Raw genomic sequence first — 15379 nt, forward strand, 5'->3', positions numbered from 1 at the left:
TATTGTGGATAAATGGATAATATGAAATGTGCATATAAGATTATATAAGTTGAGGTGTGGCAATGAGTAAACGAAATGATGTTTGTATCGTTGGTGGTTGCGGCCATGTAGGCCTCCCTCTGGCTATTATGCTATCAATAGCAGGAAAGAATGTCTGTGTCTATGATAAGAATACGGCTGCCATAGAAATGATACAAAAAGGTATAATGCCTTTTCACGAGGAAGGTGCTCAACCTCTTTTAGAGGAAGCTTTAAAAAAAAGGCATATCAGTTTTTCTGAGAGACCGGATGTCATTTCTAATTCTGAAACTGTTATAATGATTATCGGAACACCGGTGGATGAACATTTAAATCCGGAGTTTGGACTTTTTCACGAAGCAATGAATGAAATTATTCCCTATTTTTGCGATGGACAGCTTTTAATCCTGAGAAGCACCGTATACCCTGGTTTGACAAAGAGAATTTGTGATTGGGTGACAGAAGCGGGAAAGAATATGGACATTGCTTTTTGTCCTGAAAGGATTCTGGAAGGGAAAGCTGTAGAAGAACTGCGTAGTCTTCCACAAATTGTTTCTTCCTTTACTGAAGAGGGGATACAGCGAAGTTCAGAGCTTTTTTCTCTTTTAACAGAAGATATTATTGTTGTTGAGCCGTTGGAAGCCGAATTATCCAAGCTTTTTACAAATGTATGGCGTTATATTAAATTTGCCGTTTCCAATCAGTTTTATACCATAGCGAATGATTATCAGCTGGATTTTTATAATATCTACAATGCTATGAAATATAAATATCCTCGATGCAGTGATTTCCCCCAGCCTGGTTTTGCTGCAGGCCCTTGCTTATTTAAGGATACAATGCAGTTAGGGGCCTTTAGCAATAATGATTTTAATTTAGGACACACCGCCATGCTGATCAATGAGGGTCTGCCGAACTATATTTGCAAACTACTTAAGATGCAGTACGATCTATCCAAACAGACCGTGGGAATTCTGGGTATGGCATTTAAATCTGAAAGCGACGACATTCGTGAATCTCTTTCTTATAAAGTCAAAAAGATATTCGAATTGGAAGCCCGGAAGGTACTATGTTCGGATTCTTTTGTAAATGCGTCGAATTTTGTAGATGAAGCGACTTTGATCAGGGAAAGCAATATTATCATTATTGCTACCCCTCATAAGCATTATAAAGATTTAAGCATTCCTAAAGGAAAGAAAGTGGTGGATATTTGGAATCTTTTGGGGAACGGAGGTAGAATATAATGAAGATCTTGATTACAGGGTCTGCCGGTTTTATCGCAGGCTATCTTGTGGATGAATTGCTGAAACATGGACACGAAATAGTAGGTATCGATAATTACAGTAAATATGGGCCTATTGAAAAAAGTTACGATCACCACCCTCACTACAAATTTGTGGAAGGTGATGCGAAAGATGCTAATTTGTTAAAAGAACTTATTGAAGATTGTGATCAGGTAGTTGCCATAGCTGCAAAGATCGGAGGTATTACTTATTTTCATGAATATGCGTATGATTTGGTTGCCGAAAATGAGCGTATCACGGCTTCTACTTTTGATGCGGCTATCTGGGCTCATAAAGAGAAGAAACTCCAGAAATTGAACATCCTTTCTTCTTCCATGGTTTATGAGAGCGTTAGTACTTATCCTAGTGCGGAAGGAGACCAGCTTACATGTCCGCCGCCTCTTTCTACGTACGGATTCCAGAAATTAGCCTGTGAATATTTTGCCAAAGGAGCGTGGGAACAGTATAATCTTCCCTATACTATTATTCGCCCCTTTAATTGTGTAGGGATCGGAGAACAAAGAGCTGCCAGCGAGAAAGAAATTCTCTCCGGAAATGTTAGATTGGCTATGAGCCATGTGGTTCCCGACTTGGTACAGAAAGTGTACAAGGGGCAGGATCCTCTTCATATTTTAGGCAGTGGGGAGCAAATTCGTCATTATACTTATGGCGGCGATTTAGCCCGGGGAATAAGACTGTGTATTGAAAGTGAAAAATCTATCAATGAAGACTTTAATTTATCTACACCGGTATCTACCTCAGTTACAGAGCTTGCTACGGCTATCTGGAAAAAGATGAAAGGAGATAAACCTCTGAGTTTCGAACATGACAAGGCTTATGATTACGATGTTCAGAAGCGAGTTCCTTCTGTTGAGAAAGCCGAGAAACTTTTAGGTTTTGAAGCAAATACGGATTTGGATGCCACGTTGAACGAAGTCATTCCCTGGATTACGCAACAGATAGATATGGGGAATATCTAAAAAAGGTCTTCTATGATAGACATAGTAGTGCCTGTCTATAATGAGGGCAAAAATATTAAAAATCTTTTTACCCTCATTGAAGATAAAATATCAACAGAAAAAGAAGTAATAATTGTCTACGACTTTGAGGAAGACGATACACTTCCTGTTGTAAAAGGTATTTTATCTGATTATTCCTTTCCGATTCGTCTCCAACGAAATTTGTATGGGAGGGGTGCTTTAAATGCTATTGTAAGCGGCTTTCGTTCTGCTAAGGAGGAAGCCGTATTGGTAATTATGGCTGATCTTTCCGATAGTCTTGAAGTTGTAGACTCTATGTTCAAAAAGATAAAGGAAGATCATTACGATCTGGTTTGTGGCTCTAGATACATGAGGGGTGGAAAGCAGAACGGAGGCCCTTTCTTAAAAGGAGTATTTTCTAGGTTGGCTGGGTTGTCTTTACATCTTTTTACTCGTATTCCTACTCATGATATTTCCAATAGCTTTAAAATGTATAGAAAATCTATGCTTGACAGTATAGAAATAGAAAGCGATGGGGGGTTTGAGGTCGGGATGGAAATTACTGTTAAGGCATATCTTTCCGGATATAAAATAACGGAGATCCCGTCCGAATGGTTTGACCGCAGTGAAGGGGAATCCAACTTTAAAATGTGGAAATGGCTTCCTCATTATCTCCATTGGTACGGGTTGTGTATCAGACGAAGTTGGTTTAAAAATCATCTGACAATCAAAACATGAAACTGTTTATTCTATTATTGCTTAATATTATTTTTAATTCATCTGCCAGTTTTTTTATCAAGATGGGAACTTCCCGCATGAAATTCGAAAATGGAACGGGTTTATTTGCCTTAGTGGGACATATGTTTACGAATCCATTTATTTGGACAGGCGGTATTTGCTTTGTCATAGGTTTCCTTCTCTACAGCGTCATTTTGCAAAAAGCTGAGTTGAGTATGGTTTATCCTATTGTTACTTCCGGGAGTTTAATAGCCATTACTCTTCTGTCTCTTTTTGTCTTGCATGAGCCCATTACTTTAATGGACTTCTTGGGATTTGGGTTTATTCTACTGGGAATAGGGTTAATCATAAAATAATTACTGTATCGGCAATTATCGGGGAGAAAAAGGAATATGGAGAAAATCAGCGGGAAAAAGCGATTTTTTACATGGATCAATTTTATAGCCGGAATCTTGTATATTTTCTTTGTTATCTATTCCCTGGTTGCACTTATAACAGGGTTTGAGCCTGTATTTCATCCGTCCGTTACATTTGCCATGAAGGGAGCAATTGGGCTTTCTGCATATCTTTGCCTTTATCTAACCGTCGTATCCTTCCCCAAAATAAAAAAACAGAAACCACCTCTTTGGGTAATATTGGGTTGTCTCGCTCTTTTTTTTCTTATAGCCCTTGTGGATTATGTATCTCAGTCTTATCGTATAGCCGGGTCAGTCGCTATAAAATGGATTATTATCTTAGTTTTGTTAGCTATAGAGGGTATGCTGTTTGGCATAAATTGGGGTTTGGGGAAAAGGAATCTTCAAATTTTTAAAAATGAGATGAGAAAAGATATTCTGATCCTAAAATCTTCCAAAAATACCTTTTATATAATATCTTCCATTCTTTTATTCCTATTATTTGTTTTTATTCATTGCAATATTTTATTGCAGGTACCTCGATCGGGCTTGGATCCTTCATGGCAATTGATTACGAATTGGGTACATCAAAAGGGAATTCAATTTGGCAATAATTATATTTTTACTTACGGTCCTTTAGGATTTCTTCAGGTCCCCATATTCCCTGAATTCAGATTTATTTCCTTTTTTTATTCCATTCTGCTTCTTATATCTTTATGGCATCTTTTTATTATAAGAAATAAGCAATCTTTTTTTTCAGTTTGTTTGTTTGTATTCTTTACTCAATGGTTAGACCTTTATAGTTTTTATCCTTATTTATTTTGTATTTCTTCCTTACTTTTATTTTATAACGTTAAAAATAAAAAAATATTATTTATTTCAATAATCTATAATATGCTGGTTGGCGGTAGTTTAGTCTATGTTAAGTTTATGTATCTTCCTATTGTTATCTTGACAGCCTTTTTAATAGATATTTATTTATATTATGTCAGAAATAGAAAGATTCTAGCCTTACCTGTATTTATTGTATCCCTTCTTGTTTCCTGGCTGCTTGCAGGACAGAAATTAAGAAATATATTTTCATTCTTCAAGCTTTCTTTATCTGTTACAAAGGGCTATACGGAAGCTATGATTAGTGGAAGACCTTTTCCATTTTTAATTTTCGGTATTGCAATATTTATATTATTCCTTTTGATTATTAAAAGTTATACCATCCAAAATAAAAAGCATAAAATCCTCGAAAGAATTCTTTTTACACTTGGCTGCTCTATCTCTCTTTTCCTTGCTTTTAAACATGGATTTGTTCGTCATGATGGGCATGTATTATTATTTTTTAAGGGAAGTTATATTGTAGCATGTACGTTCCTAATTTTAGATAATATAGATCTTAAAAATAAGATAGTTATCCCTTCTTTCTTATCTATTCTGATTTTTTGTGTTTACCTGGGTGGCATATACAGTAGTAATTCTATCCCGGGGTGGAATACTATTAAGAACTCTTTCTGTTTGACGCAGAGAATAGTAAATAAAAAACAGCAACTTTGTGATAAACAATATGAAAAAAGATTTATAGAGAGATACAGTAGCTTAAGACTTTATAATAAAAATATCTTTGCAGATAAAACCGTAGATATTTATCCCTGGGATCAGGCGGAGGTTATTGCTTCTGATTTAAATTACAAACCAAGACCTTTGCCTCAGTCTTATAGCTGTTATACCCCTGAGTTGCTTGAGTTAAATGCTAAAGTCTTGATTTCTGATCCACCGGATTTTATTTTGTGGCAGGTAAAAGAGATAGATAATAGACTTCCTTCTCTGATGGATGGTGCATCCTGGCCGGCTGTTTTGGGTATGTATACCTATTATCCAGAGAATAAGAATAACATATTATTGTCAAAACAAAAGAATACAAATCCTCTGGAATTGGTTGAGCAAGAAAATATTCAATGCCATTTAGAAGAATCAATATCTTTACCCCAAATAGAAAATAAAATGTTATGGGCACAAGTTGACATTAAATATACTTTTATAGGGAAATTGCTCTCATTATTATGGCGTCCTCCTACTATTGATATAGATCTAGAGTTGCCGAATAAACATATTGTTAAGAGAGTTATTCCCGGAATGATGAAAACGCCCTTTTTGTTATCCCCATATATAGAGAATACGGATGATTTTCGTACATTACTTTTGGGTGGTTGTGTATTTTCTCCTGTAAAAGATATAAAATACACAGTTAATTTACCTTTTTTTGATAAAGTTATTAATAGAAAAGTTGGTAAGAAAAAAATTTATGAATATTTTATTGATAATAATGTCAAAGTGGCTCTTCTTGTCAGTGAATTCCCTTCTCAAGAAAATATTTCAGTGAAAACAATCTGGAAATTGTCTGAAAATGACTCTGTAAGACCGCTTCATCATATTAATAAAATAGAATATAAAGATGACTCGTTATATATACAAAGTGTGGGAAGGGATCCTTATCTTAGGTTACCACCGTTACCTATGAAGAAAGGAGTAAAATACGCTCTAAAAATCAAGGCCAATGGCCCCTCTATGGATTTTGAAATTTTTTATCTTACTCCGGAGACTGGATATTATAATGGAAATAATAGAATCTCATTTAATGGAGATGGCGCGTTTGTACTTTTACCTGATAACATGAGGTCTGATAATGTGCGGTTGGATACAGGAACAAAAGCAGGAGAATATGTAATAAAACAACTGGAGCTTCTGGAAATTCAGGAAAGGCATCACAGTGAACTTACAGTACCTTCTCAATGGATTTTAAACAGTGATAATTATTCACAAATTAAAGCCTTGCATCATATTGACAAGATAACTTTTGAGAAGGGAACTGTAAAAATTCACAGCACCGGGAATGATCCTTACCTTAAATTACCTCCTCTCCCAATGGAGGCAGGAAAGCAGTATGCCTTAAGTATTAAGGCCACCGGCCCCTCAGACAATTTTCAACTTTTTTATCTTACTCCACAAGATCAACATTATAGCGAACAGAATAGCATAAGATTTAAAAGTGATGATGACTTTATTGTCTTACCGAAAAACATTTTATATGATAATTTAAGATTGGATACGGGAAATAAAGAAGGAACGTATGCAATAGAAAAACTGGAATTCTTTGAGGTCGAAGATTTAAATAAATAATTTCAATAATTATTTTATATATAGGGGAAAAGTAAATAGTAAATCTCGCTATGAATGTAGAATAAAATGAATGAGAGAACAATAGTTCCTTTCCATAATTTTAGAGTCCTTACTCAAATATTCCGGTTGCAATAAAATAGGGCGATAAATCTCTGTTCTCTATTCAATCGTGATGAAAATAATGTTTTATTTAATTTATTTCTAATTAGTGTACTATATCATTTTTTATGACTTTCTTATTTTAACTTCTGGGTTCCGTATATATTTCTCGGATTGACTGTGATTATAGCATCTTCTATAATTAAAAATAATGAAAGATGAATCTAAGTTTAATGCTAAAAATTAGGACCTGTATAAGAATGATTTTAGTGGATATATTAACATGAAATATATTATTGATATAGTGGATGCATGCAACATCCATTGCATGAGTTGCCTCCGAGGCCGGCAGGCAATGAGGAATACAAACGAAAGGATGGAATTTAGCCTTTTTGAGAAAATATTACTAAAGGCAAAACAGAACGGTGCAACTTCTGTTGAGCTTTACAACTGGACAGAACCTTTTTTACATCCTGATATTAAAAAATTTGTAAATGAAGTAAAAAAGTATGAGCTACCATTATTCTTATCTTCTAATTTATCGTTAAGATCGATTCCTCAATTAATTGATACGTTACATGCCGGTGTGGATATTTTATATGTTTCCGTGTCGGGTTTTACAAATAAAGTACACCAGATAAATCATGTTGGTAGCGATATCAATGTAGTGAAAAAACCTTCGGACTATCGCAAAAGAAAAATATAACTGCAAGGTAATTGTTAAGTATTTGCGTTTTAATTATAACAGTGCCGAAATTGAAGAATTTCGAAAATTTGCAGAATCTCTTGATCTGACGTTTACTACTTTCCCTGGATTCGCAGAACCAGAAAAAGGCACTATAGTCCATCCTTTTGATAAAAAAGAAGTAATCGTTACACCCAATAACCTTCGAAATAGAAATTTTTTAAATCCATGTACGTTATTATTCGATAGTATTCCTATCGATTGTAAGGGGAACGTTTATCTTTGCTGTGACGAGGGGAATTATAATATTTATAAGATCGGGAATTTTCTTGAAATGGATTTTAGCGAAATTATGCTACGTCGATTATTTCATCCTCAATGCAGGATTTGTAACAAGGCAGAAAGAACTAAAAATGAAAAATATGATGATTTCAGACGGCCCTTTAAAACTGATGATATTTCAAGAATAACTCAATGGTTTGAAAATACACTCTATAATGTAGATAACGGAACGTTTGTTTCTAATGTAGAGTCATTCGATTATGAAGATTCCTTCCGAATTAAAAGGGTGATAACATTTACCCCAGAAGAGTTTGTAGGAGAACACATTGGCAAAAGAAATATCGAAGGGATCAAGCAGGCAGGCGAATCTGTTTATTTCACTGCGGTAAACACTGACCCTATTTTAATACTGCCTGAACTACTATTAGATGTAGAGAGCTTTATAATCGTATCATTAGACATCGCTGTGTCGTCGGCTACGTTCATTCAGCTTTTTTATAAAACGATACTTGATGAGTCATATAATGAGAAAAACTCGATACGTTTACGTTTGAATTCGGGAAGACAGCATGTATATTTTAACCTTGAAAAAATAAAAGCTGTTGGTCAATTACGTATTGATCCGGGAGCAGTTAAAGGAATGTATTGTATTCACAATATAGAGATACGGAGATACGATACGCGTGATCCCATATTATAAGCTTTGAAGTGCATCTTTTAAAACTTGAATAAAACCAAAATGTAAAATAAAATATAAAATTGTTAATTCAATCTTAAAGGACTTCTTTTTGTGAAAGCCATCATTTTAGCCGGAGGTTCCGGCACAAGGCTCTATCCTGCCACACAATGCATCTGTAAACAGCTACTACCCGTCTACGATAAACCCATGATTTATTACCCCCTTTCTACCATAATGCTGGCGGGGATTCGAGATATTCTTATCATCTCTACCCCGCAGGATACTTCGCGTTTTGCCGAACTTTTGGGGGATGGTTCTGATATCGGACTGAACCTTTCCTATGCGGTCCAACAAGCCCCCAATGGTCTTGCCGAGGCCTTTATCATTGGCAAAGACTTTATTGCAGGAGACTCCGTTGCCCTTGTTTTGGGAGACAACATCTTCTTCGGACATGACTTTTCCTCTCTGGTACAGAAAGCGGCGGAAAGAACCCACGGCGCCACGGTCTTCGGCTATAAAGTCGGGAATCCCCGGGCTTATGGGGTGGTGGAGTTTGATGACAAGGGCAGGGCCGTCTCTTTGGAAGAAAAACCGGAACATCCCAAATCAAATTATGCCGTGGTAGGACTCTACTTTTATGATAATCGTGTCGTAAAGTTCGCCGAGAATCTAAAACCCTCAGCCAGGGGAGAATTGGAAATAACAGACCTTAACAGAATCTATCTGGAGGAAGGAATGTTGAATGTCCAACTCATGGGGCGTGGTTATGCCTGGCTGGATACCGGAACCCATGACTCCCTGGCCGAGGCGACAAATTTTGTAAAAACCGTCGAAGCCCGTCAGGGATTAAAAATTGCCTGTATTGAAGAAATCGCCTATAAAAAGGGCTATATCGATCGATCTCAGGCGTTACTCCTGGCCAAGCGGTATGCCAAATCCGGTTATGGAGATTACATCCGGCGTGTTGTGGAGGAAGATGATGCCTTTTGAATTTCAAAAAACGAAAATCTCCGGTGTAATGATCGTCAAACCCCGTATATTTCCTGATGAACGGGGGTTTTTTATGGAAACCTACAAGAAAAGCGATTTTGAGTCTGCAGGTATCTGTGCGGACTTTGTTCAGGATAACCATTCCTATTCCGCCTTCGGTGTACTTCGTGGTATACACTTCCAGAAGGCCTCCCATGCTCAGGGCAAATTAGTGCATGCTGTGGAAGGTAGTGTCTGGGATGTTGCCGTTGACCTGCGACCTTCATCCCCCACCTTTAAACAGTGGGTCGGGATTACCCTCAATAGTGAAGAGGGTACCATGTTGTATCTCCCGCCAGGATGTGGTCACGGCTTTGTCGTCTTATCTCACACCGTCCATTTTCTCTATAAATGCACAACAGAGTATGCACCCCAGGCGGACGGGGGGATCAGATGGAATGATCCCGATCTTGCCGTCGCGTGGCCTGTGGATCATCCCCAAGTCTCTGAAAAAGATGCAGCTCTTCCTTTTTTCTCCGAGGTTTCACTATGATTTGGGTCATCGGCAACAAGGGCATGTTAGGGAGAGAGCTGAGTGATCACCTGTCTGAAGCGGGCCTGAGCTTTATTGGAACAGATCGTGAGGTAGATATCCTTTCTTCTGCGGCGCTGGAAGAAAGGGCCGCGGAAATACATCCTGCTTGGATTGTCAACTGCTCAGCCTATACTGCAGTGGACAAGGCCGAAGAGGAAGAAGAAGCTGCACGTAGCCTCAACAGAGACGGCGTTGCTCATATCGCAAAGCTTGCTATAAGTCGGAAGGTGCCTCTTATTCATATCTCCACCGACTACGTTTTTGACGGCAGCTCCAACACGCCTTTACATGAGGATGCTCCTTGTGCTCCTCAAACCGCCTATGGACGTACCAAGCTTGCAGGAGAACAGGAGCTACGTACAATCTGGCCCAATCATTTTATTATCAGGACCGCATGGCTTTACGGCCGCTACGGTAAGAACTTTGTCGATACCATGCTCTCCCTCATGAACAGTCGAAAAGAGATCACCGTGGTAAACGACCAGACTGGGTCTCCTACCTGGACACGTGTTCTTACTGGCCTTATCCTTACCATCATCAAGCAGGATAAAGCATGCTACGGTACTTATCATCTTTCTGGAGAAGGTTCCTGTACCTGGTACCAGTTTGCCCGGGAAATCTACCGGATGGGCCGAGAACGGACCCTTGTTAGCTCTGACTGTGCCGTTACCCCCTGCAGCTCCGAACAGTTTCCCACTGCGGCAAAACGTCCCGCCTATTCACTTCTTTCCAAGGAAAAAATCATGCATGCCTTTGCATATCAACCTCCGCAGTGGCAAGACTCCCTTGCTAGCTATCTTGATTCTCTGCTGGAACAAGGAGCAAAACAATGAGACAATTTACTACCATTCTGATTACCGGAGGGGCTGGATTTATCGGCTCCAACTTTATCCGTTACCTTTTTGAAAAAACAGATTTCAAAGGCAATATCGTCAACCTCGATGCATTAACCTATGCAGGAAACCCCGCCAGTTTAGCAGATATTCAGGCACGCTTCGGGGCAACACGCTATTTTTTCGAAAAGGCGGATATTTGTGATGCCGGGAGCATCGAAAAGGTTTTTCAACACTATGATCCCGATGCCGTGGTCCATTTTGCCGCCGAAAGTCATGTCGACCGTTCAATCCTGGGGCCTGGGACCTTTATTAATACCAATATCCTCGGCACCTTCAACCTGCTTGAAACCTGCCGCAAGATGTGGGAGGGACGGAGTGATGTGCTCTTTCACCACATAAGCACCGATGAAGTCTACGGATCGCTTGGCGAAAGCGGATACTTCAGCGAGACAACTGCCTATGATCCGAGAAGCCCCTATTCCGCGTCCAAGGCCTCGTCGGATCATCTTGTCAGGGCCTATCACCACACCTATAGTCTTCCCATCACCCTGTCCAACTGCTCCAACAACTACGGACCTTATCAATTTCCTGAAAAGATGATTCCCGTCATGATCCTCAACATGTTGGAAGATAAACCGCTGCCGGTGTACGGTGATGGTAAAAACATTCGCGACTGGCTTTACGTAGAAGATCACAATAGCGCCGTATGGCAGATCATGTGTAAAGGAATAGTCGGTTCTTCCTATAACATTGGCGGTGAAAACGAATGGGAAAATATTCACCTGGTCAATAAGCTTTGTGAACTTACTGCCCTCCAGACCGGCAAAGATCCTGATCGTTATAAGAAGCTCATCCATTACGTAAAAGACAGACCCGGGCATGACCAGCGTTATGCCATCGATTGCCGAAAAATTAAGGAGGAACTTGGTTGGCAGCAGGCATTCAGCTTCGATGAGGGCCTGATGCATACCGTTAAGTGGTATCTAAGCAACGGCTCCTGGATCGAAGGAATCAAAAGTGGTGAATACCGACGATGGATGGAGCAGAACTACCAGGGACGGTGAAACCGATGGTTTCCGTTGTTGTACCGAACTACAACTATCGACGCTACCTTTCTCAGCGGCTTGACTCCATCATTGCCCAGAAATATCGCGATATTGAAATCATCTTTCTCGATGATTGCTCGAATGATGGAAGCGTAAGGCTTGCCGAAAGATTTTTATCTGAATCGGGACTTCCCTATACCGTTGAAGTAAACAATCACAATAGTGGTTCTGTTTTTCACCAGTGGGCGAAGGGCCTTGAGCTTGCCCGGGGGCATTATATCTGGTTTGCCGAAGCCGATGATTTCTGCAGTCGCGATTTTCTCTCAACGCTGCTACCAGTCTTGGAAGGTGACCCCGATATCCTTCTTGCATACTGCGATTCCTCTGTCGTGGATGAAAAGTCAAGACTGATCAAGCCTGATTTCTTCCGAAAGATCCATGCGAGGCTTGATCCCGTGAAGTGGAACAACAATTACATCAATAACGGGATGCAGGAAATCAAGGAAAACCTGTTTGTAAAAAACACCATTCCCAACGCTTCTGCAGTCATTATGCGTACGGATGCCCTGCGCCGTTACGGGGTATATGAGGATTTTACCTTAAGCGGTGACTGGATGACCTATCTTAGGCTCCTTGCCAACGGTGGCAAGCTGGCATACCGTTGCCGACAGCTCAACTACAATCGGCTTCATGCAGACCGGGTTACTTCCCAAAGTAATAAGAGCGAGCGTTATTTCCAGGAATCAAGGGCCGTTGCGTCTTTTCTTCTTAAAGCATTTGATATCCCTGCAGCCACGTGTAAAAAGTATCTGGAAAATTACCTAAGGCAGCTTCTTTTTACCGAGGGGGCATATCGCGTTTCTTCTTCAGAAATCGCAGAACTCGAGCGCCTTTTTTCATCCCGTCTTGTGGCAGAGAGTGCGGTAAGGCTCCTTACCGATGCGGGAGAAGAGATCAGAAGATTAAAGAATTCCCGTTCTCTGCGGTTTCGACGGAACCTCCCCGACATGCTTTTGAGACGTGTACTGCGAAAACGGATGCATGTTTAGATGAAAAGGATCCTCATTATTGGCTGGGCCGATATCCGGAAAGCTAGCCGTGAAGGCGGAGGCTACAACCTTGTGGCTCTTCACCATGCTCATGCGCTTGCAGCCGAAGGCTGCTCTGTCTACTACCTGCAAAGCGGGCGTCACTACGGCCTTTCCTGGCTTTGGGGGAGAAAACCTTCTCCCTTTATCCTTCCCCTGCGGCGATGGCATGCAATACGACGATACGCTCTTTTCAACAGCTCGCAACGGGCACCGGAAAAGTATAATTTTCATAGCGAAAAAAGTCTGGAAGATCTTGACCAGAGCAGAATTGTTGCCCGGTGGGTGAAACGAAAGGCCATAGACGAAGTCTATATTCACTCGCTCGAGGGAAGCAGTTTATCTCTTCCTCGCCTCTTAAAGCAGATTCCCAAGGTAAAACTGGTTATTTTCTGCCACGATCACTACTATCTTTGCCCACAAATCCAATTGTTGTATCGTGGCAAAAGTGCCTGCACCGATTATCTGGACGGCAGCCGCTGCTATTCCTGCAGGGATCATACCCCCGCGGGATTATTCGAAAAGCGCCGGGCCAGACGCATGCTCGGCTGGGAACACCTTTATCCCCTTGCTGTCTCACTTTTGGCTTTGTTGGGAATTAAGTGGAAAAAGCGGGAAAGTCTATCCCCTTGCGATCCACCAATTCCTTTTCCGCCTGAAACTGCTGTACCGACGAACGAGCTTTTCTTAAGCCTCCTTTCTGCTCCTCGTGGAGAGAACTTTTATGCGTGTCGCAGAACTGCAGCGATCACTGCCTTGCAGCATGCCGATCTGGTACTCAGTCCTTCATCTTTTATTGCCGAAACCTTAAAGCATGCAGGCCTTTCATCCGACCGGCTCAAAGTAGTGAAGCTGGGCTTACCCCATCTTGATGCTCTGAAGGTCGCAGCTCAAAGGCTGCAGGAAAATGATTCTTGCAATATGCCTACCAAGGGTGAAAGACCACTTGTCTTTTCTTATCGGGGATCAGGTATGGAACACAAAGGTTTGCCCTTTCTTGTAGAGGCCCTTGCCCAGCTTCCCAATGATATTTCTGCCAGGATTCACGTAATTATCCGTGGAATCGACCCTGTGCTTTACGCTGGAACAAAGTGGCTGAGGCTTGCAGAAACCCTTCCGTACATAGAGATTCATCCGCCTTACACTGTACAGGAGTTATACGGCTTTGTTCATGAATATGACATAGGATTTCATCCTCATCTTTGGTTTGAAAACTCACCCGTTGCTCTCCTTGAACATATTGCTGCAGGAAAACCTGTTGTTGCAGCTGATTTGGGTGGCGTAAAAGACTATATTACAGAAGGAGAAAATGGTTGGCTTTATCCTGCAGGTAATCAGGAAGCCCTGATCAGCCTCATCTCTCGGATTGTGCGAGGAGAAATCTTGATCCCGAGAGTCTCTCCTCATACCATTTCTTCTTTTGAAGATTTTCTCCACTCCATTGGAGGACTATAAGTCATTCCATGAAAGATCACATTTCTCTTTCGGTCATCATCCCTGTGTACAATGCTGCGGATCATTTGTCTCGATTATGTAATTCCTTATGTGAGCAAACTTTCAAATCCTTTGAAGCCATTTTCATTGATGACTGTTCCAAAGATGCTTCATGGGAGATGCTTTGTGACTATTCTAAACGTGATGCACGTTTTCATGTTCACCAGATGCCGAGAAATCTCGGTGCCGGTTGTGCCAGAAATAAGGGCATTGAGCTTGCCTCTGGAAAATATATCCATTTCCTCGATAGCGACGACTGTTATGCTCAGCCTGTGGCTCTTGAAACTATGGTTAATTATATTGAGAAAAGCTGTTCTGATCTTGCCCTTTTTAGATATAATCTAACTGCATCGTGTTCTTCTTTCCAGCGACAGGCTGTCAATGTCTATGAAGAAAAAGTGTGGAACCTCCTGGTTGGTAAGGAGGAAGCTAATAACCTTTCATGTCATACCATTGAAGATATACAGCCTATCCTTACTCTTCCTGCTTTTCCGTGGAATAAGATTTATTCACGCGATTTTCTCCTTGAAAACGACATATGTTTTTCACACACCATGCTGCACGAAGATATTATCTTCGCTTGGAAAAGCCTGGTACTTGCAAGGAGGATATCGTTGAACACAGAAGTAGTGGTAAATCACTATTATTCGCAAACTAATACCTTTCAGGCCACTAATCAGAGGGATACGTATCGTTTCGAACTTTTTTCTACTTTGAATGAGATTGACGAGTTTGTGCATGATATCGATGCAAAACCGTTTCTTTTCCCATGGCTTGCTCGCTTTAAGCTCGATACTTTGAACTTTGGTATAGGAAAGGTTAACAGAAACTTGCTGCCTTCTTTTGCTGCTGCCACAAAGCATTCCCTTTCAGTAGTACCCAAAAGAAGCTGGAAGAAGCTAAGATATCTGCCTTTTCTGAGGCCTATAGATCGATGCAAATATTTCCTTATTCGTTTTTTCCCTCTTGCCTATGCTTATGTTTTTCGCTTTCTAAGAAAATTTGTTAAATTTCATGGATAAACTTG

Annotated in this window: 14 protein-coding genes; all 14 read left to right on the top strand. The window is 40.4% G+C overall.

All coding sequences use genetic code 11. From position 1 onward, the window contains the following. The first annotated feature begins 62 nt into the window (after window positions 1-62). The 14 genes from SPIRS_RS03410 (at window position 63) to SPIRS_RS03475 (ending at window position 15374) form a co-directional block, all read left to right on the top strand. Window positions 63-1259: a nucleotide sugar dehydrogenase gene (locus SPIRS_RS03410; protein ID WP_013253276.1), complete on the top strand. Its 1197-nt coding sequence runs from the start codon at window positions 63-65 to the stop codon at window positions 1257-1259. Beyond that, a complete protein-coding gene (locus SPIRS_RS03415; protein ID WP_013253277.1) occupies window positions 1259-2278 on the top strand; it encodes an NAD-dependent epimerase/dehydratase family protein in 1020 nt (339 codons plus the stop codon). Before SPIRS_RS03410 ends, SPIRS_RS03415 begins: the two co-directional genes overlap by 1 nt. A gap of 12 nt (window positions 2279-2290) precedes the next feature. Then, a complete protein-coding gene (locus SPIRS_RS03420; protein ID WP_013253278.1) occupies window positions 2291-3016 on the top strand; it encodes a glycosyltransferase family 2 protein in 726 nt (241 codons plus the stop codon). Then, on the top strand, window positions 3013-3372 hold the full coding sequence (locus SPIRS_RS21725; protein ID WP_013253279.1) for an EamA family transporter: 360 nt from the start codon (window positions 3013-3015) through the stop codon (window positions 3370-3372). The genes SPIRS_RS03420 and SPIRS_RS21725 overlap by 4 nt, the downstream gene beginning before the upstream one ends. A 36-nt stretch (window positions 3373-3408) precedes the next feature. Continuing rightward, window positions 3409-6579 (top strand): O-antigen polymerase, encoded by a 3171-nt coding sequence (locus SPIRS_RS03430; protein WP_013253280.1) that lies wholly within the window; start codon window positions 3409-3411, stop codon window positions 6577-6579. A gap of 382 nt (window positions 6580-6961) precedes the next feature. Continuing rightward, entirely contained in the window at window positions 6962-7384 is a 423-nt protein-coding gene (locus tag SPIRS_RS03435; RefSeq protein ID WP_013253281.1) for a radical SAM protein, read from the top strand. 22 nt (window positions 7385-7406) lie between these two features. Then, the gene (locus SPIRS_RS03440) at window positions 7407-8345 is read left to right on the top strand and encodes an SPASM domain-containing protein (protein WP_013253282.1); all 939 of its coding nucleotides are present in this window, start codon (window positions 7407-7409) and stop codon (window positions 8343-8345) included. A 90-nt stretch (window positions 8346-8435) separates the two neighbouring features. Further along, on the top strand, window positions 8436-9314 hold the full coding sequence (gene rfbA / locus SPIRS_RS03445) for a glucose-1-phosphate thymidylyltransferase RfbA (protein ID WP_013253283.1): 879 nt from the start codon (window positions 8436-8438) through the stop codon (window positions 9312-9314). Further along, on the top strand, window positions 9304-9846 hold the full coding sequence (gene rfbC / locus SPIRS_RS03450; RefSeq protein WP_013253284.1) for a dTDP-4-dehydrorhamnose 3,5-epimerase: 543 nt from the start codon (window positions 9304-9306) through the stop codon (window positions 9844-9846). The genes rfbA and rfbC overlap by 11 nt, the downstream gene beginning before the upstream one ends. Further along, entirely contained in the window at window positions 9843-10721 is an 879-nt protein-coding gene (gene rfbD, locus SPIRS_RS03455) for a dTDP-4-dehydrorhamnose reductase (RefSeq protein WP_013253285.1), read from the top strand. Before rfbC ends, rfbD begins: the two co-directional genes overlap by 4 nt. Beyond that, a complete protein-coding gene (gene rfbB / locus SPIRS_RS03460) occupies window positions 10718-11788 on the top strand; it encodes a dTDP-glucose 4,6-dehydratase (protein ID WP_013253286.1) in 1071 nt (356 codons plus the stop codon). The genes rfbD and rfbB overlap by 4 nt, the downstream gene beginning before the upstream one ends. Further along, window positions 11758-12819, top strand: coding sequence for a glycosyltransferase family 2 protein (locus SPIRS_RS03465; protein ID WP_013253287.1), 1062 nt, complete (start codon window positions 11758-11760; stop codon window positions 12817-12819). The genes rfbB and SPIRS_RS03465 overlap by 31 nt, the downstream gene beginning before the upstream one ends. Next, a complete protein-coding gene (locus SPIRS_RS03470) occupies window positions 12820-14313 on the top strand; it encodes a glycosyltransferase (RefSeq protein WP_013253288.1) in 1494 nt (497 codons plus the stop codon). 8 nt (window positions 14314-14321) lie between these two features. After that, window positions 14322-15374, top strand: a complete 1053-nt coding sequence (locus SPIRS_RS03475; protein WP_013253289.1) for a glycosyltransferase family 2 protein — start codon at window positions 14322-14324, stop codon at window positions 15372-15374. The last annotated feature ends 5 nt before the right edge of the window (window positions 15375-15379 follow it).

Origin of the sequence: Sediminispirochaeta smaragdinae DSM 11293, from assembly GCF_000143985.1 — a bacterium.
In the GTDB taxonomy this organism is placed as follows: domain Bacteria; phylum Spirochaetota; class Spirochaetia; order DSM-16054; family Sediminispirochaetaceae; genus Sediminispirochaeta; species Sediminispirochaeta smaragdinae.

What these genes read in the sequence shown, in the direction of transcription:
- SPIRS_RS03415 (WP_013253277.1), top strand. Translation starts at nt 1,259, where the DNA reads ATGAAGATCTTGATTACAGGGTCTGCCGGTTTTATCGCAGGCTATCTT.
- SPIRS_RS03420 (WP_013253278.1), top strand. Translation starts at nt 2,291, where the DNA reads ATGATAGACATAGTAGTGCCTGTCTATAATGAGGGCAAAAATATTAAA.
- SPIRS_RS03430 (WP_013253280.1), top strand. Translation starts at nt 3,409, where the DNA reads ATGGAGAAAATCAGCGGGAAAAAGCGATTTTTTACATGGATCAATTTT.
- SPIRS_RS03435 (WP_013253281.1), top strand. Translation starts at nt 6,962, where the DNA reads ATGAAATATATTATTGATATAGTGGATGCATGCAACATCCATTGCATG.
- rfbC (WP_013253284.1), top strand. Translation starts at nt 9,304, where the DNA reads ATGCCTTTTGAATTTCAAAAAACGAAAATCTCCGGTGTAATGATCGTC.
- rfbB (WP_013253286.1), top strand. Translation starts at nt 10,718, where the DNA reads ATGAGACAATTTACTACCATTCTGATTACCGGAGGGGCTGGATTTATC.
- SPIRS_RS03410 (WP_013253276.1), top strand. Translation starts at nt 63, where the DNA reads ATGAGTAAACGAAATGATGTTTGTATCGTTGGTGGTTGCGGCCATGTA.
- SPIRS_RS03470 (WP_013253288.1), top strand. Translation starts at nt 12,820, where the DNA reads ATGAAAAGGATCCTCATTATTGGCTGGGCCGATATCCGGAAAGCTAGC.
- rfbD (WP_013253285.1), top strand. Translation starts at nt 9,843, where the DNA reads ATGATTTGGGTCATCGGCAACAAGGGCATGTTAGGGAGAGAGCTGAGT.
- SPIRS_RS03465 (WP_013253287.1), top strand. Translation starts at nt 11,758, where the DNA reads ATGGATGGAGCAGAACTACCAGGGACGGTGAAACCGATGGTTTCCGTT.
- SPIRS_RS03475 (WP_013253289.1), top strand. Translation starts at nt 14,322, where the DNA reads ATGAAAGATCACATTTCTCTTTCGGTCATCATCCCTGTGTACAATGCT.
- SPIRS_RS21725 (WP_013253279.1), top strand. Translation starts at nt 3,013, where the DNA reads ATGAAACTGTTTATTCTATTATTGCTTAATATTATTTTTAATTCATCT.